This window comes from Companilactobacillus suantsaicola (assembly GCF_004745525.1).
In the GTDB taxonomy this organism is placed as follows: Bacteria; Bacillota; Bacilli; order Lactobacillales; family Lactobacillaceae; genus Companilactobacillus; species Companilactobacillus suantsaicola.
This window is the reverse complement of record NZ_RKLY01000025.1, coordinates 16,583-35,137: the sequence shown is the minus strand read 5'-3', so window position 1 is coordinate 35,137 and position 18,555 is coordinate 16,583. Positions and strand designations below refer to the sequence as shown.

Annotated in this window: 15 protein-coding genes; 11 read left to right on the top strand and 4 right to left on the bottom strand. The window is 36.1% G+C overall.

The window, feature by feature from the left end:
* Nucleotides 1–113 precede the first annotated feature (113 nt).
* A complete protein-coding gene (locus tag EGT49_RS09325; protein ID WP_135373735.1) occupies nucleotides 114–1,421 on the bottom strand; it encodes a PTS sugar transporter subunit IIC in 1,308 nt (435 codons plus the stop codon).
* 111 nt (nucleotides 1,422–1,532) lie between these two features.
* On the opposite strand from EGT49_RS09325, the gene EGT49_RS09320 reads away from it, so the two are divergent.
* The 3 genes from EGT49_RS09320 (at nucleotide 1,533) to EGT49_RS09310 (ending at nucleotide 5,860) form a co-directional block, all read left to right on the top strand.
* Nucleotides 1,533–2,339 (top strand): AraC family transcriptional regulator, encoded by an 807-nt coding sequence (locus tag EGT49_RS09320; RefSeq protein ID WP_135373733.1) that lies wholly within the window; start codon nucleotides 1,533–1,535, stop codon nucleotides 2,337–2,339.
* Between the two features lie 96 nt (nucleotides 2,340–2,435).
* Nucleotides 2,436–3,875 carry a glycoside hydrolase family 1 protein gene (locus EGT49_RS09315; RefSeq protein ID WP_281275470.1) on the top strand — a complete coding sequence of 480 codons (1,440 nt, stop codon included), beginning with the start codon at nucleotides 2,436–2,438 and terminating at the stop codon, nucleotides 3,873–3,875.
* A complete protein-coding gene (locus EGT49_RS09310) occupies nucleotides 3,875–5,860 on the top strand; it encodes a beta-galactosidase (RefSeq protein ID WP_135373730.1) in 1,986 nt (661 codons plus the stop codon). The genes EGT49_RS09315 and EGT49_RS09310 overlap by 1 nt, the downstream gene beginning before the upstream one ends.
* Before the next feature lie 15 nt (nucleotides 5,861–5,875).
* Here EGT49_RS09310 and EGT49_RS09305 read toward each other — a convergent pair whose 3' ends face one another.
* Together EGT49_RS09305 and EGT49_RS09300 are read right to left on the bottom strand one after the other, a co-directional pair.
* Complete coding sequence (locus tag EGT49_RS09305) at nucleotides 5,876–6,253, bottom strand: YxeA family protein (RefSeq protein WP_135373728.1); 378 nt, start codon at nucleotides 6,251–6,253, stop codon at nucleotides 5,876–5,878.
* A 135-nt stretch (nucleotides 6,254–6,388) separates the two neighbouring features.
* Nucleotides 6,389–6,766, bottom strand: a complete 378-nt coding sequence (locus EGT49_RS09300) for a hypothetical protein (RefSeq protein WP_135373727.1) — start codon at nucleotides 6,764–6,766, stop codon at nucleotides 6,389–6,391.
* Nucleotides 6,767–7,056: 290 nt separating this feature from the next.
* Here EGT49_RS09300 and EGT49_RS12510 point away from each other — a divergent pair, with 290 nt between their 5' ends.
* Nucleotides 7,057–7,218 (top strand): hypothetical protein, encoded by a 162-nt coding sequence (locus EGT49_RS12510; RefSeq protein WP_167849817.1) that lies wholly within the window; start codon nucleotides 7,057–7,059, stop codon nucleotides 7,216–7,218.
* A 211-nt stretch (nucleotides 7,219–7,429) separates the two neighbouring features.
* Here the strand turns inward: EGT49_RS12510 and EGT49_RS09295 are convergent, their stop codons facing one another.
* The gene (locus tag EGT49_RS09295) at nucleotides 7,430–8,719 is read right to left on the bottom strand and encodes a glycosyltransferase (RefSeq protein WP_135373725.1); all 1,290 of its coding nucleotides are present in this window, start codon (nucleotides 8,717–8,719) and stop codon (nucleotides 7,430–7,432) included.
* Nucleotides 8,720–8,922: 203 nt separating this feature from the next.
* Between EGT49_RS09295 and EGT49_RS09290 the strand changes: the two genes are divergently transcribed.
* From EGT49_RS09290 to EGT49_RS09260, 7 genes are all read left to right on the top strand, one after another.
* Complete coding sequence (locus EGT49_RS09290; protein WP_135373724.1) at nucleotides 8,923–9,870, top strand: LacI family DNA-binding transcriptional regulator; 948 nt, start codon at nucleotides 8,923–8,925, stop codon at nucleotides 9,868–9,870.
* A gap of 94 nt (nucleotides 9,871–9,964) precedes the next feature.
* The gene (locus tag EGT49_RS09285) at nucleotides 9,965–11,626 is read left to right on the top strand and encodes a glycoside hydrolase family 13 protein (protein WP_167849816.1); all 1,662 of its coding nucleotides are present in this window, start codon (nucleotides 9,965–9,967) and stop codon (nucleotides 11,624–11,626) included.
* A 14-nt stretch (nucleotides 11,627–11,640) separates the two neighbouring features.
* Nucleotides 11,641–12,933, top strand: coding sequence for an alpha-amylase family glycosyl hydrolase (locus EGT49_RS09280; RefSeq protein WP_135373720.1), 1,293 nt, complete (start codon nucleotides 11,641–11,643; stop codon nucleotides 12,931–12,933).
* 206 nt (nucleotides 12,934–13,139) lie between these two features.
* The gene (locus EGT49_RS09275; RefSeq protein WP_135373718.1) at nucleotides 13,140–14,378 is read left to right on the top strand and encodes an extracellular solute-binding protein; all 1,239 of its coding nucleotides are present in this window, start codon (nucleotides 13,140–13,142) and stop codon (nucleotides 14,376–14,378) included.
* A gap of 40 nt (nucleotides 14,379–14,418) precedes the next feature.
* Nucleotides 14,419–15,768: a carbohydrate ABC transporter permease gene (locus EGT49_RS09270; protein ID WP_135373716.1), complete on the top strand. Its 1,350-nt coding sequence runs from the start codon at nucleotides 14,419–14,421 to the stop codon at nucleotides 15,766–15,768.
* 3 nt (nucleotides 15,769–15,771) lie between these two features.
* A complete protein-coding gene (locus tag EGT49_RS09265) occupies nucleotides 15,772–16,638 on the top strand; it encodes a sugar ABC transporter permease (RefSeq protein WP_135373714.1) in 867 nt (288 codons plus the stop codon).
* Nucleotides 16,639–16,790: 152 nt separating this feature from the next.
* Nucleotides 16,791–18,545, top strand: coding sequence for a glycoside hydrolase family 13 protein (locus EGT49_RS09260; protein WP_135373712.1), 1,755 nt, complete (start codon nucleotides 16,791–16,793; stop codon nucleotides 18,543–18,545).
* The last annotated feature ends 10 nt before the right edge of the window (nucleotides 18,546–18,555 follow it).

The window sequence follows — 18,555 nt, the reverse complement described above, 5'->3', positions numbered from 1 at the left end:
AAGCCTAAACCAACAATTATAGAAGAAAAAGCACTCGACTTTCTGGAAAGAAAGTCGGGTGTTTTTGCGTTCTGAAAGAAATCAGAAAATCAATACGGTCGGTTATTTACTGCTTACGTATTTCCATTGAAACTTTTGTTAGTTTTTTCTGCTTTTTCAGATTTTTCTGCGTAGTCTGCCTCAGTAGCTTCAGCGTTTTCTTGTTTATAAGCTGCTTTATCAAGAACTTTGAAGAATGGTAGATAAACAGCAACGGCAATAATTAATTCGATCAATTGCCATACTGGGGCACGCCAATCACCACCGGTAATAAGATAACCATTGATGAAAATTGGAGTTGTCCATGGAACTTGGGCGATGACCATTCCAATGATGTGTGCTTTCATTAAGAAGTAAGTAATGCCTTGTAGAACCATAGGGATGGCAATGAATGGAATTGCTAGAGTTGGATTTAAGACAACTGGGAAACCAAACATAATAGGTTCACTGATTTCAAAGACTGAAGGAATAGCTCCCAGTTTTGCTAATTGCTTGTAACGTTTACTCTTAGCAAATAATAAACAACAGATGACTAGAGCTAGAATTGCACCAGTACCACCGATATTCATACCGAAGTCAAGGAAACCATCAGCAGTAATATGTGTTGGAGCAATACCTTTTGAAACTTGTTTGATATTGGCTGTTAAGAAGTAAGTGTAAACGGGTGATGCAACGGCACCTAAAACATTATTGCCATGGATACCAACTGTCCAAAGAATCAATGTTAAGAATAATGCAAATTCGACTCCCCAGAAACTATTCAAACCACTTACTAATGGTGAAAAGATTGCTTGAATAACAGCATTGATTTTAACGTTAAACAATACTCTGATTATCCAGAAGAATCCTAAAGATGCGCAAGCTGGGATTAAAGCAACGAATGAGCTTGCAACAGCTGGTGGAACAGAATCAGGTAAAGTAATAACAATGTGTCTTCTAATGAAGAAGGCAACAATTTCACTTGAAATAATTGAAACAATAATTGCGGTAAACATTCCGTCTGTTCCTAATGTAGCTGGATCGATTTGAAATTTATCATTTAACATGCAAAGTAGGAATGCGGAAACACCAATCGCAGTACCAGTCAACGTATCGATTTTGTTTAATTTGGCCATTTCATGACTCATACCGATAGCAACGATGACGGCCAAAATACCAAATGTTACTGAAACGGCTGATTGTAATCTAGCTTGATACGGAGCTACCAATTCTGTCCATCCTGGAATAGGTAAGTTTGCTAGAATCATAAAGATACTTCCGAAAATTGTGAATGGGACGGTAATGATCATTCCATCACGCAAAGCCAGCATGTATTTCATATTACTGAATTTTGCTAATGCTGGACTAAAACTATTCTGAAACCAATTTGTAATCGCTTTCATATTTTTAAAACCTCATTTCCTTTCCGCTTGATTACCTTTAATCTAGCATATCAAAATGTTATTGTAATTAAAGATAATGCTAGCTAAATATAACATATTGAAGGTGAAAGAATGAGGTATAGCTTCAAAGCAAAGGACAGATCACTGCCTTTGTATGTTGACAGTATTGGATATAAATGGCGACAAGAGAACGTGTCTAGACCGAAAGGGTATAACTATGTTCACTGGTTGCAAACATATTCTGGTACAGGAATAGTAAATATTGAAGGTAGAGAAATTGAATTGAAACGAAATCAGGGTATTTTAATTAATCAGAATATACCTCATAATTATCATTCAAAAAAGGGGTCTTGGACAACTGGTTACTTTTCCTTTGGAGGTCTGTTGATCTCCGAAATAACCAAAGTTTTAGGTTTTCGCGATTATTTGTATATTGAGTCACCAGAAGATAAATTACGAGACTTTATTTCAGTTCATCATAAAGAATTTAAGGAAAATAATCGTTTGGATATTTATGAATCTTCAACGTTAGTCTATGAATTTTTATTGTTGATCAAAAAGTATTATGTAGTCAATCCGCACAATTACCAGATGAATAAGAATATTATTGACCCAATCTTAAACATGATTCGTGATTACTATCAAAAAGATTTAACTAATGAAGACTTTGTCCAAGTTACCAACTACAGTTTGCAGTATATTCTAGAAGCTTTCCGCAATAATTATGGCAGTTCACCACATCAAATATTAATTGATTACCGTATTAAAAAAGCTAAAGAAATTTTATTGAATGAACCGACCTTATCAGTTGAAGAAGTAGGCCGAAATGTTGGTTTCAATACCAATAGTTATTTCATTTCAATGTTCAAACGCGGTGAAGGAGTAACACCAGGTAAATTTCGAAGACTCTATAAATAGTTTCAAAATGTGGTATTTTTGTGCAACTATCCTTGATTACTAATTGATTCTTATGTGCTAAATTAATTCATAATTAGTAAAAGAGGAGAAATGATAATGAAATTTCCCAATGATTTTTTATGGGGTGCCGCTTCGGCCGCTTACCAAGTTGAAGGTGCCTACAATGAAGATGGCAAAGGTTTATCCATTTGGGATGAATTTTCGCAAATAAAAGGTAAGACGAAACACAATACTAATGGTAAAGTGGCGGTTGATTTCTACCATCATTACCAAGAAGATATTAAATTAATGGCAGAGATGGGATTAAAAGCGTACCGTTTCAGTATTTCCTGGAGTCGAATCTTACCAAATGGTGAAGGAGAAATAAATCAGGCTGGATTAGATTTTTATGAACGAGTGATCGATGAACTACTCAAAAATGATATCGAACCAATCGTTACACTCTATCATTGGGATCTACCAGAGAAATTACAAACCAAATATGGTGGTTGGGAAAACCGAAAGTTAGTTGATTTGTTTGTTGAATACTGCCGCATTCTTTTTGAAAAATTTGGAGCTAAGATTAAATATTGGGTAACCTTTAACGAGCAAAATGTTTTCACGTCATTAGGGTATCGTTGGGCTTCACATCCGCCAAATGTTTCTGACACGAAGAGAATGTTTCAAGCTAACCACGTTGTAAATTTGGCTAATGCTAAAGTTATTCAATTGTTTCACAAATTAGTTCCCAATGAAAAAATCGGTCCAAGCTTTGGCTATGGTGAAGTATATCCATTGACTAGTTCACCAGCTGATGTACTGGCAGCTGTAAATGCTAACCAATTCAACAACGATTGGTGGTTAGATGTTTACTGTCGTGGATATTATCCCGAAAAGATTTTAAGACTTTTAAAAAAGCTCCACTTAGATTTTGAAATCACAGCGGAAGATTTAAAAGTATTAAAAGCTGGCAAGCCAGATTTCTTAGGCATTAATTATTATCACGGAGGAACCGTTAAGGCACCTGATTTTGAGAAAGTAAAAAATCAAAAGGACTTTGATAAAACGGATCCATACTTAATGGCTGCCGATAAACAAGCTGCTTCTCCAGAAAGTTATTTATTTGAATCAGTTGAAAATCCTTACCTTGATAAAACTAATTGGGGATGGGAAATTGATCCAATTGGATTTAGAATAGCGTTAAGGCAGGTTTATGAAAAATATCAATTACCAATTATGATTACGGAAAATGGCTTAGGTGCATTTGATAAATTAGAAGATGGAAAAATAAATGATCAATATCGAATTGATTATTTAAATGACCATTTAGTCCAAGTTGGCAAAGCAATTGCTGATGGTGTACCAGTTTTAGGCTTTTGCGCCTGGTCTTTTACAGATTTATTGAGTTGGTTAAACGGCTATGACAAGCGTTATGGTTTTGTTTATATTGATAGAGATGACTATTCTGCCGAGAACTTAACTCGTATCAAAAAGCAGAGTTTTTATTGGTATCAGAAAATTATTGAATCCAATGGGGGAAAGTTAGAGGTAAAGTAATGGCAATTTTATATGGTGGTGACTACAATCCGGAACAATGGCCCGAGGACACTTGGCAAAATGACTGGGACCTGATGAAACCAGTAGGAATCAATTCAGCGACGATCAATGTCTTCTCATGGGCATTATTAGAGCCTGAAGAAGGAAAATTTGATTTTTCAAAACTTGACAAAATCGTTCATTTACTAGAAAAAAATCACATTCAAATCGTCATGGCGACCGCAACTGGAGCCTTGCCTTTTTGGATGACTAACAAATATCCGCAGATCAACCGCGTTGATACTTATGGAAGACGTCAAGTTGGTGGCAAACGTGAGAATGCTTGTCCAAACAGTCCTGATTTTCAGAGATTAGCTAAAGAGTTAGTCGAACAACTTGCTAAACGTTATAGCAAGGTTGACAATATCGCATACTGGCACATCTCAAATGAATATAATGGTTATTGTTATTGTGATAATTGTGCCAAGGCTTTCAGAACTTGGTTGAAAAAAGAATATCACGATGACCTCGAAAGTATCAATCACGCTTGGGGGACTAACTTCTGGAGCCATACTTACCATTCATGGGATGAAATTATACCTCCAATGCGGATAGGTGACACCTATGATAACGGCAAGCCCGTTTTATCCGGCTTAGATTTGGCTTATCGCCGTTTTCAATCTGATAGTTTGCTCAATAATTTTAAGATGGAACGAGACATCATCAAAAAATTCGACAACCGTCCGATTACCACTAATTTAATGGGTTCGCAAAAAGATCTCGATTACTTCAAGTGGGCTAAAGAAATGGATGTCGCTTCTTGGGATAATTATCCTAGTTTTGACACACCAGCCAGTTTTACAGCCATGCAACACGATTTAATGCGTGGAGTTAAGGCTAAGCCGTTTATGTTAATGGAGCAGACTCCAAGTCAGCAGAATTGGCAGCCTTTCAATTCACTCAAGCAACCTAATCAAATGCGGATGTTAAGTTATCAAGCAATGGCTCACGGTGCTAAGACGATTCAGTTCTTCCAATTAAAACAAGCGCGTAATGGTTCAGAGAAATTGCACAGTGCGGTTATTTCACACAGTTTGTCGATGGAGACTCGTGTCGGTAAGGAATTAAAGCAATTGGGACACGAACTAGCGCAGCTGCCCGAAGATTTAGCGAATGCTCAAAACAATAATCAGGTCGGAATCATTTTTGACTGGAACGACTATTGGGCATTAGAAGATTGCATGGGACCAACTAAAAATCTCGATTATGTTCAAGAGGTCTTCGATTACTATCGTGCTTTCTACAATCGAAAAATTGGCGTTGACATGATTTCAAAAGCCAGTGACTTTAAGAAATATAAATTGATTGTGGCTCCAAGTATGTATACCAATTCGCCTGAAGTAACGAAGAAGATTGAAGACTATGTTGAAAATGGTGGCAATTTTGTGACTGATTATATGTCTGGAATTGCCGATAAAGACGATAATGTGTTCTTAGGTGGCTATCCTGGGCTATTAAAACGAGTTTTAGGCTTGAAATTTGATGAAACTGACGCTTTACCATTCGATCATCAAAATAAATTGGTAGCTGATAGAACTATCATTGGCAAAGGGAGTCTAGTGTGTGATTTGATTCAACCAGTCACCGCACATTCACTTGCTAAGTATTCTGGGGTCTTCTACGACGATAATTCAGTGCTGACTAAGAATCACTTTGGACGTGGCTATGCCTTTTACGCGGGCTCAAAGCTAGATGATTCAGCGATGAACTTCTTCATGCAAAATATTCTTGATCAGTCGGGCATAAAGGTTGATTTGACGAAGCATGATGTTGAAATTGTTAAAAGAACTGGTCAAAATGACACCTATACTTTCGTAATCAATACGAGTGATCAAGTTAAAAAGGTTTCAAACCCAGATCCAGCGGCAATTGACTTATTGACGAATCAAGAAACTAAGGACTTACTTGAACTAAAGCCATTTGACGTTTTAATTTTGAAGAAATAAAAAAATCCTGACCAATTATTCGTTGGTTAGGATTTTTTCGATAGATTTTTTAGGAACGTCACTTTTATTGACTTTTTCCCAGGAAAGAACTTTTTGATGTTTTTGGTTGTAAGTGACCTTGAGGTAATTGTGAGCTTTGATGGGTCTTTCGATGGCACTACTGAATTTTAAAAGTTTCTCATTACCGTCTTGATCGTATGACTTTTGTTGATAAATATAATCCTTATATTCATTTCCCGAATCATCTTTCTCAATGACTTCCTTATAGGAATCACCGATGTAAGTGTAATAGTCGTCACCTTTATAATTAGGGGCGTACCACAATTCATAACCAGCTAAGGGAATTAATAAAATTATAACAGCTAATAAACCGACACCAAATTTTTTACTCATTTTTACTTCCTCCTTAATTCATTAGGAATAGTATCATAGAAAGAATCACTTGTGTCCTAACGGTTTTGTAAGGTTTGTAAGTTAAATAAGTGAAAGGTGTTAGTATCAATTCTTTAATAAGAAAAAAACGTTAGTTTAAATTGTGCAATTATCCATAAAATGGTTGATCTGGTCGTGATAAGCGAGATTTACAGAAGTTTTTCCTAGCTCACTTTTAAAAGTAAAAGCCTGTCCAGCAAAAATAGTTTGTCCAACCAAGTTGGATAATTCAGAAATATTGCAGGAATCCAAAATTCCTGGAGTATTGCCAGCGTTTCTGATCTCGAGCGTACTGTTATCAAGTCGACGTACGAGCAAATAAGGTCGTAAGTTTTGGGCCAGTATCCGATTACGCTTTTTTAATTGGCCTTTGATGTTGAAAAGACTAACTGAAATCAGAATCAATCCGACTAACAAAGATAGTGCAATAATAAAACTAGTAATAATAAACATAACTTGTGTGGCAGAATTCATAAAATCACCTCTATATGTAATCGATTTTATTATTCCATAGTTACCACAATCTTACAATTCTGTCACAACCGACTAACGGTTCAGTTAGATTTTTGATAATTCATTTACAAGCCAGTTTGAATCAGAGATAATGGCAACAGATAGATACGAATAGTATTTATCAAATAAATTCAAAAGAAAAGTACATACAGCAACGTTTTTACTCCGTAACTAAAAGTCGTCCTCAGGGCGACTTTTTTGCTATCTAAAAAATAAGATGAGATAATTTATTCGAATAAGAGGCGATGGATATGAAATTTAATGTATTTATAAATCAAATCTCAAAAGATTTATATTTTCCAAAATTTTTGATTAATCCTTTTATCGGAGCAGCAATATTAAGTTTAGTTATATTTATAATTATTGAAATTCACAGTTATCGTAAGTCACATGTAAAAAAGAGTATGGTATAAATTTTTTTGGTGTAAGTATGCTGTTCTCTACAAAAACTCGGTTGGGACTGAAACGATGTGAAATTATAGTAAGTGCATGAGCGCTAATTATAGTTTCACATCTGAACCCGATCGAGTTTTTTGTTCCAAAAAAAGGATATCACTAGACTGGCAGCAAAGTGCGCGAGTCTAGTGATACCCTTTTATCGATAATATTGATTAAAGTTGTAATCTAGTTACGTTGGGTTTTATCCCAGCTTGTATGACCAATAATCAAATGATAACCAGAAATCATCAAACTGAAGAACAAAACGATATAAATATAGGAAATTAAACCAATTGAGAGAATCATTCTTCTTAATTTGAATTTCTCATTGATCATGTCTCCTTGTTGAATTACCAAATGAGCTTTGTCGCTGACTTTTAATTCTTTGATATAAATCAAAGTAAAGACTGTTCCAAAGAAGAAACTCAAAATAGTCATGATTACAAAAGCGATGAAGATAAATTCAGGATTTTTGAGATATCTGAAGATAAAGTCAAAAGTTAAATAAATGATACTGAAGTCGGCTAAAATGTTGATCACCGGTTGGATGAAGAAGAAGTAGGTATCCAGTTTTTGACTGGTCGTAACAGTTTTTGAAAAAGTAATCGCTTTGAGATACTTCCAGCAGTTGAAACCGCCTTGAGCCCATCTAGCACGTTGTCTGATAAGCTTTTTAACGCTAAAGAGGGCTTCTTGCTCGACATAGGCTTCATCAATATATTTAATATTCAAACCATTGAGCTCCATGCGTAAAGTTAATTCATAATCTTCAAGTAAAGCGTTACCCCAAGGTTGTGAACCGAGAGCTTTGAAAACGGAGGAATATCTGAAAAACTGTCCGTCACCACATAATGCGACGGCATTAAGATGGGTTCTGACCAATTGAATCAAATGATTGATTACAAAGAATTCGATATCTTGAAAAGTTTGTAAGATTTTTTTAGGAGTCTTCATTTTGACACGTAATTGAATTGCGTCAACTGAATCGTCGTCAAAACCATCATTTAATTTATAAATACTATTGGCACTTAAAACGCCATCAGCATCAAGCACACCGACGATACATTTTTTAGGATCAAGCTGTTTTTCTTTGATAACTCTTTGAATTTCTGTGACGGCACTATTTAAAGCATCACCTTTACCAGTTCTAGCATTGGGTAATTTACGTTCAACAATTGAAATGGGACCATCAATACTCTTAGCTTGAGCGACGGTGTCGTCGTCAGAAGCATCGTCAATCACAATAATCTGTTTCTGCCCTGGCAAACTGTTTAAACGAGTAAGTGAGTTCTTAATTACTTTTCCTTCATTCAAACAAGGAAGTAACATAAAGTAAAAGAACTGATTCACATCTTGGTCTGGTTCGTAAGCATTTTTCATATCTTTTTGGAATTGCTTGCGTTGTGTGGCGTAGATGTAATACATCACAAAACATTGAATCATGAAAATCGTTACCGCTATTAGATAAATAATCATTAAATATCATCTTCCCAATTATTTTTCAATTAGAATTCTACTCAAAAAGGAAAGATGTTCAAACAGGTTGCTTATTTATATTATTTTAGAATTAATTAATATAATTCTAAAAAAATGAACTGAAATTTAGGCAAATTTATAAAAAAACTCCTGAAAACCTTTTTAATTGTTATAATAAAATTGTGATGTATGGAGGGGAATTCATGACTACTTTATTAGATGTAGCAAAAAAAGCCAACGTTTCAAAGATGACGGTTTCTCGAGTTATCAACCACCCAGATAAGGTGACTGATGAATTGAAAAAATTAGTCTATGAAGCTATGCGTGAATTGGATTATCATCCAAACGTGATTGCTAAAGCTTTGGCCAACAGGACAACTCGTATCATCAAGTTATGTATCTTAGAAGATATTGATACAACTGAGCCTTATTACATGAATTTAATGATTGGAATCGCCAAGACTTTAGATCTGCACCAATATTCTTTGCAGCTGGTCACTCGTCGTAATTTTGATATTGGTAATTGTGACGGTTATATTATTACGGGGATGCGTGAAAGCGATGTCAGCTGGATCAAGGATTTAAAAAAACCGGTGGTTTTGTTTGGTGAGAATCGTTATGGCTTGGATTACGTTGATACAAATAACAAAGCAGCAACTTATCTTATGTCACAATTGGCCTTAGAAAAAGGCTACGATAAATTGATTTATATTGGTATCGATAGTAAGGAATCATTCGAATATTCTCGTGAAGCCGGTTATTTACAACAGGTTCAGGAGAAACGAATGATCCCTGAATTACATCGATTTGGTAATCATAGTCATATGGCAGAAGATTTTATTGACGATAATTGGGATAAAATCGAAAAAAATACGGCATTTGTCTGTGCGTCTGATCGGTTAGCAATGGGAATTGAACGTGGTATTTTACGCCGTGGTGGTAAGATTCCAGAAGATTTTGGGGTAACTGGTTTCGATGGAGTCTTTTTAAATCAAGTGGCATCTCCTAAAATTACTACTATCAAACAGTCCATTATTGAAATGGGTAGTGCTTGCGGAGAAAACTTACTCGATAAGATTCAAAATGGGACTTCTCAAGGTTCATTAGTGTTCGAACCTAATGTTAGTCTAGGTGGTACTTTGCGGAACTAAACTGTTACCGTTAACATCAATCAAAGCCTTGCTATCGCGGGGCTTACTTTTTTATACTGAGATGAAAGGGTTTACAAGAAGGGGGCTGTGTATTGTGAACTGGTATGACAAAGCAATCGTGTATCAAATTTACCCCAAAAGCTTCCAAGACACCAACGATGACGGTATCGGAGATCTCAAAGGAGTAATTTCACGCTTAGATTACGTTAAAGAAATGGGATTTAATACTATCTGGTTAAATCCAATCTTTGTTTCGCCACAAGTAGACAATGGTTATGATGTCTCAAATTATTTTGCAATTGATCCTATCTTAGGGGATATGGATGATTTTACTGAAATGGTTCAAAAAGCTCACCATTTAGGGTTGCACATTATTTTGGACTTACCAATCAATCATACGTCGGATCAACATCCCTGGTTTAAGGATGCTATCAGTAATCCTAATAGTATTTTTAAGGACTATTACATTTGGCATCAAGCCAAAAATGGAGATGTTCCCAATAACTGGGGTTCATTTTTTGGCGGTAGCGTCTGGGAAAAGAATCCAAATAATCCGGACGAATATTACTTCCATCTATTTGATAAGAAGATGCCGGATTTAAATTGGCAAAATCCAGAAGTCCAAAAATCTATTGCGGATATTGCCAAATTTTGGATCAGCAAAGGTGCAGATGGATTTAGATTGGACGCGTTTATCCACATTGCCAAAGCTAATTTAGATCAGAATTCATTGATTTCAGGTGAAAAGTATCCTCAAGACGATACCTTCTATGCAAAATTGCCTAAGGTAAAGGATTATTTAGCTAATTTCGTCAAAGAAATCAAAGATTACAAGCCAGAGACGTTCTTATTTGGTGAAGCTTCTTCAGCTAATGCCTTGAATGCGGCGGAATATACCCGTCAAAATGAGTATGGCTGTGACGTTGTAGTTAATTCCGGTAATTATGGTGAGGTGTATGACGACAGTAATCCAGATATTCCGGGATTTTTCCAAGATCGTAAGTTGTCATTAGATTATTTAAAGAAAACTTACGTCACTTGGGAAAGTGTCTTGGCCGGTGTTTCATTGCCAACCTTGACCTGGGGTAATCATGATATCAGTCGGGTGTTAGATCGTTTGAATTTGCCAGTTGAAAATGCTGATGTAGCAAAATTATTGGCCATGTTGATGTTTCTCCAACGTGGTATGCCGGTGGTTTACTACGGCGAAGAGATTGGTATGCACGGTCTAAAGTATTCAAAAGTTGCTGACTTTACCGACCAAAGAGCGGTCGATTTGATCAAGAATTTACGAGAGAAGTCATTTGATGATGAAACGATTTTGGAGCTCTTGAATAATCAAGATGAAATGACAGCTCGTGGTCCAATGCAATGGAATAACTCAGCATATCATGGTTTCTCAAAAGCAAAGCCTTGGAATTGGGGACAAACTCAAAGTGTTGATGTCGATTCCGAATTAAAAAATCAAGACAGTGTTGCCACATTCTATAAGAATCTTTTGTGTCTCAAGAAACATGACTGCTTTACCAATGGTGATTATCAATTATTGATTACTGATCGAGATATTTATGCATATTTGCGTCAGGGACAAGAAAGTGAAGGGTTAGTCGTTACTAACTTTTCCAGTGAGTCGAAGAAATTCACTTTACCAGCTGGCAAATGGAGAAGAGCGCTAGCTAATCAAGCAACCAGGGTTTCCAATGGTGTGATCACATTGAATCCTTGGGGATGTTGTGCATTAGAACTTAAAAAATAGTAGGGGTGTAAATAATGGCAGAAGATACAAGTGTTGAATTAAGAAAAGCGCAAATTTACAGTGTGTTTGTCAGAAATCACACTAAAAAAGGTACTTTGAAGGCTTTGGAAGATGATCTTCAACGAATCAAAGAATTGGGAACCGACTATATTTGGTTACTACCTATTTATCCAATCGGTAAAAAGGATCGTAAAGGAAAACTCGGTTCACCATATTCCATCAAAGACTATCGTTCAATTGATCCAAAGATTGGTTCATGGGATGATTTCGTACACTTCTCTAAGACAGTTCACGACATGGGTATGAAATTGATGATCGATATCGTATATAATCACACATCACGCGATTCGGTCTTGCTCAAAGAACATCCAAATTGGTTCTTGCGTGACCATATGGGCAATCTCAAGAATAAGAATCCAGACTGGACTGATGTGGCTGAATTAGACTATTCACATAAAGATCTATGGACTTATCAAATTGAGACCTTGAAGAAGTATGCTGATTTAGTTGACGGCTTCAGATGTGACGTGGCTCCACAAGTTCCACTAGAATTCTGGAAAGAAGCTAGAAAAGAAGTTGCTGAAGTTAACCCTGATATGGTTTGGTTAGCTGAGACTTCTGGTGGCGGTTATATTAAATATCTCAGAGATAGAAATTATCCCGCTGCTTCAGATAGTGAGATGTATCAAGCCTTTGACATGACTTACGATTATGATATTGATGAGATCTGGAGAAAGTATGTCAAAGACAAGGCTTCATTGAGTCGTTATATTGAAGCTTTGGATCAACAAGAATACATTTATCCAAAGAACTATATTAAGATGCGTGCCTTGGAGAACCATGATCAAGTTAGAGCTCACAAGATGTTTATTAACGAAAACGATATGTTCAATTGGACTGCCTTTTCTGAATTCCAAAAGGGTTCAACTTTGATCTATGCCGGACAAGAGGCTGGTATGAAACATACACCTAGCTTGTTTGATAAGGATAAGATCGACTGGAAAGACCAAAAGATGGACTTATCTGCTTTGATGTACAGAATGCATCAATTGAGTCAAGATCAAATTCAATATGAAGGTAACTATAAGATCGAAGCACTTGAAAATGATGTTGTCAAAGTAAGTTATACCTTTGATGGCAAGATTCGTGTTGGCTTATTTACTTTGAAGGGTCAACCAGGACGTGCTAAAGTTGACGTTCGTAGTGACCACTATACTAATTTGATCGATAATTCACTAGTTAACATTCAAAATGGTATTTTGACGATCGATTATGATCCAATTATTATTGAAGGAAATCTCAGATAGACTTGAAAAATTGAAATAGGAGTGCTCATAAACGTTGAGCACTCCTATTTTTTAGCCATTTATAAGACAATTATCTTATTTTTAGTAAACAAATAGCTGAATTTGTTTTTGTTAACGGTAACATCGTGAAAGCGATTGCAACCTGACAAAAAATCAGTAATATAGAAGGTGTTAAGTGATTAGATATTTTTTAGGAGGAGAAAAGCATGAAGAAGAATTGGAAAAAGGTTCTTTTAGGTGGATTAGTTCTAAGTATGTCAATGCTAGTTTTAGCTGGTTGTGGCAGCTCAAAGAGTAGTTCATCAAGCGATAGTACTAATAGTACTCAAAATCTAAAGGTTTGGATCGATACTGAACATGTGGCAGCAATTAAGTCACAAGTTAAGAAGTTCGAAAAGGACAATCCAAAAGTTCATGTTACAGTTAAATCAGGTTCATCAGCTGATGCTTTGAAAGATGTTTCAAAGGATCCTGAAAAGGCCGCCGACGTCTTTATGATGCCTCACGACCAAATTGGTCAAATGGCCGACGCTGGATTGCTTTACCCAGTATCTAAGAAGTACACAAACAACGTTAAGAACAACAACGTTGACTCAGCCGTTGATGGTGTTACATGGAAGGGCAAGGTTTACGGATTCCCATATGGTGTTGAATCACAAGTTCTTTACTACAACAAGTCAACATATTCAGCAGACGATGTTAAGACATGGGATTCATTAACATCTAAAGGTAAATTAGGTACAAACTTCGGTGAAGCCGGTGCCAACTACATCTTTACACCACTATTTATGAGTAATGGGGATGTCTTATATGGTAAAGATGGTGAAACAGTTAAGGGTACAAACTTCAACAATGATAAAGGTATCCAAGTTCTAGACTGGATTGCAAAACAAAAAGATAACACAGGTGTTGTACAAACAAGTGCCGCTGCTCTATCAAACCTACAATCAGGTAAGACAGATGCATTCCTTTCAGGTCCATGGTCAAAGAACGATGTTAAGAAAGCTCTTGGCAAGAACATGGCCGTTGCAGCTTATCCAACAGTAGACTTTGGTAATGGTGCTACACAAATGAAGGCCTTCTTGGGTGTTAAAGTTTACGGTGTTAACCAACAAACTAAATCACCAGTTGCTGCTATGAAGTTAGCTAACTTCTTGAGTAGTGAAGCTACACAAAAGGTTGAATTTGAAAAGAATGGTGTTGTTCCTTCAAACACAAAGGCTCAAGGATTACAAGAAGTTAAAGATGATGAAATAGCTAAGGCTGTTATGACAATGTCAGCAACAGATCACTCAGTTGTTATGCCTAAGGTTCCAGAAATCACAAACTTCTGGCCACAAATGGACTCATTGATCAATGATACATACAAGGGCAAGATCAAGTCATCAGATTATCAAACGAAATTAGATAAAGTTGTTTCTGTTGCATCAAAGAAGTCAAAATAAAAAACAATTTTCTCTAAAAAAAAAGTAAGGGTGCGATTATATGTTTAAGAAACATTCCACGGAACAACATATAACATTTAGAGAATTGTTTATGAAGGGCGGATTGCCAGAGAAGCTTTCATTTATCATTATGGGCTTTTCAAACTTTGCAAATAAACAAATTCTTAAAGGGTTAATATTTTTAGTTGCTGAAGTTGGATTTATATTCTGGCTAATTCGCAATGGTATACATGCTTTAGCAATGTTGCAAACATTGGGAACTAAGAAACAAGGTTTGGTTTATGATCCTAAGTTGGGTATGGATGTCCTGCAAAAAGGTGACAATTCAATGCTCCTCTTATTGTTCGGTATTGCAGCGATTTTAATCTGTGTAGTTTTAGTTGTTCTTTATATAGTTAACTTGAAGAGTGCTAGACACATCTTCGAATTAAAAGCAGCAAACAAGAAGATTCCATCAACAAAGGATGATCTCAAGAGTCTCTTGAATGAAAGATTCCACCAGACTTTAATGACAATTCCTCTATTGGGTGTATTGTTCTTCACAATTTTGCCACTTTTGTACATGATTGCGATTGCGTTTACTAATTACGATCATAATAACTTGCCACCAAAGAATCTCTTTACTTGGGTTGGTTTTCATAACTTTTCTAATGTTATTACTGGTGACATCGCCTCAACATTCTTCCCAGTCTTGGGTTGGACACTAATTTGGGCCGTTGTAGCCACTGTCTCATGTTTCCTACTAGGTGTTGTTCTAGCTCTATTGATCAATACAAAGGGAATCAAATTTAAGAAAGTTTGGCGTACGATCTTTATCTTGACTATGGCTGTTCCACAGTTCATTTCACTATTGATCATGCGTAATCTATTGAATGATGCTGGTCCTATTAACGCTTTGTTAAAGAATATTGGCTGGATCAGTAAGTCAATTCCATTCTTAACAGATCCAACAATGGCTAAAATTACCATTATTGTTGTTAACTTATGGATTGGTATTCCAGCAACAATGTTGATTACAACTGGTATTATTCAAAACTTGGATCAAGAACAAATTGAAGCTGCCATCATGGATGGTGCCAATAAGTTCCAAATCTTTAAGTCAATTACCTTCCCACAGATTTTATTTGTTATGATGCCATCACTTATTCAACAGTTGATTGGTAATATCAATAACTTCAATGTTATTTACCTATTAACTGGTGGTGGACCAACAAATTCAAATTACTATGGTGCCGGATCAACCGATCTACTTGTAACTTGGCTCTATAATTTGACTGTTAATACAATGGATTACAATTTAGCTTCAGTTATCGGTATTTTGATCTTTATTCTATCTGCAGTGTTCAGTTTATGGGCATATACTCATACAAATTCATACAAGGAGGGTTAAAAAATGGCACAAAAGAAACCAATCAATTACAAAGCACAAAAGAAACGCAACCGGGCTATTGTTTATACCATCCTTACAATTATGGCCATTGTCTGGCTATTCCCAATCGTATGGATTGTTCTGAACAGCTTTAGAGCCGAAGGTGGAGCCTTTGTTCCATATATTATCCCAAAGCATTTTACAATCAATAATTATATTAAGCTGTTGACTGATTCTTCAGGAAACTATCCATTCGTCCGTTGGTTTGTTAACACATTAATCGTTTCCGTATGTACTTGCGTATTGTCAACCTTTATTACAATTTCAATGTCTTACGCATTGTCTCGTTTAAGATTTAAAATGCGTAGACCATTCTTGAAGGTTGCTTTAGTTCTAAACATGTTCCCAGCTTTCATGAGTATGATTGCTATTTACTATATTCTTAAAGCCTTAGATTTGGCTGGTAGTTTACTAGCTTTGATTCTAGTTTACTCAGCCGGAGCCGCTTTGACATTCTATGTTGCTAAGGGATTCTTTGATACGATCCCAATGGCTTTGGATGAATCAGCTATGATCGATGGTGCTAATAAATGGCAAATCTTTACAAAAATTACCTTACCATTATCAAAACCCATCATTGTTTATACAGCATTGACAGCATTCATGGGTCCTTGGATGGACTTCATCTTTGCTAAGATCATCATGGGTGATGATGTTAAGAATTACACCGTTGCCATTGGATTATATTCAATGATGACGAAGACAACTGCTAATTCGCTATTTATGACATTTACCGCAGGATGTGTTCTGATTGCGATTCCTATTACATTGCTCTTCATGTATATGCAGAAGTACTATGTCGAAGGTGTCACATCAGGTGCTGTTAAGTAATTTAATAAGAACTTGATTCTGGAAACTTGAATTACTAAATTCGTATAGTTTAACTGGCTCTGCATAAAATTAACTCAATACGTGAATGTCTTGAATTTATTTAATGCAGAGCTTTTTTTATTCAAATTTTTAAAAAATGAGAGGTATTTTCAATGAATACACCAGCAATCTACCATCGTCCAGACAGTGAATTTGCATACCTATATAAGGATAATTTGATGCATATTCGCTTGAGAACAGCTCGTGGTGATATGAAAGAAGTCGCTTTAATTCACGGGGATCCGTATACATTACAAACCGATCATTGGCAAGAAAAAGCTAGTCCGATGAAGCGATATTTGACAACAGATTTATATGATTTTTGGACGATCGAACTAACTGAACCTTTTAAACGTATCTCATATGCGTTTAAATTGACCGGAAATGATGGAATAACCGTCTTTTATGGCGATCATGGTGTGTTCGATTTTGAACCAGATGTTTATAACAGTCCTGATAACTACTTTAGAATGCCTTACTTCCACGAAGTAGATCGTTTTAAAGCCCCAGAATGGGTTAAAAAGACTGTTTGGTATCAAATCTTTCCAGACAGATTTGCCAACGGTGATAAAACAAATGACCCCCAAAATACTTTGCCATGGGGATCAAAAGACCCATCACCAACTGACTTTTTCGGTGGTGACTTACAAGGTGTAATTGATCACTTAGATTATTTGCAAGACCTCGGTATCAACGGAATCTATTTCTGTCCTATCTTTAAAGCTAAGTCTAATCACAAATATGACACAATTGACTACATGGAAATAGATCCCGCCTTTGGGGACAAGCAGACGTTTAAAAAATTGGTAGATGAGTGCCACAAACGAGGAATCAAAGTGATGCTAGATGCCGTCTTTAACCACATGGGTGACAATTCTCCACAATGGCAAGATGTCGTAAAGAATGGTGAGAATTCAAAATATGCTGATTGGTTCCATATCAATAAGTTCCCAGTAACTTATCAAGATACCGGCTTTGATGAGGCCAAAGATATTACATACGATACCTTTGCCTTTACACCACACATGCCAAAACTCAATACTGCCAATCCTGAAGTCAAAGAACATTTGATCAAGATTGCTAAATATTGGATCGAAGAATTCGACATCGACGCTTGGCGACTAGACGTTGCTAACGAAATTGACCATGAATTCTGGCGTGACTTTAGACGTGCTTGCGACAGTGTCAAAAAAGACTTCTATATCTTAGGAGAAGTCTGGCACTCATCACAAGGTTGGCTACAAGGAGATCAGTTCAGCGCGGTAATGAATTATGCCTATACTGATTCCATTTCGAAGTACTTGTTGAAGAAACAAATTTCTGCCGACAAGATGGTTTCTGATATTAACGATCAATTGATGCTTTATCGTGATCAAACTGATCAGATTCAATTCAATGTTTTAGATTCTCATGATACAGCTAGATTGTTGACTGAAGCCGGTGATGATAAAGATTTGATGAAACAAACACTTGCCTTTACCTACTTACAACCGGGAGTTCCATGTATCTACTATGGTGACGAATTTGGTATGGACGGCGGTAATGATCCTGATTGTCGTAAATGTATGGTTTGGGATGAATCCAAACAAGATAAAAACTTGTTTAGTTTCTTCCAAAATTTAATTAACGTTAGAAAAAATAACCAAAAGATTCTTTCCGAAGGGGAAATGGTTTGGGAAAAGGTTGCCGATAATGGTTTGATCGTCTTGAGTCGTCAATTGAATGGTCAAGAAGTCAAAATTATTTTGAACTCTGGTCAAAAAGCTCAAACAGTTTCAAATGATCGAGAAATAATCTTAAGTAATTTAATTGAAAATAATAATCAAGAATTAACTATCAGTCCTAAAGGGTTCGCATTAGTTAAATAGAGAGGTGCTT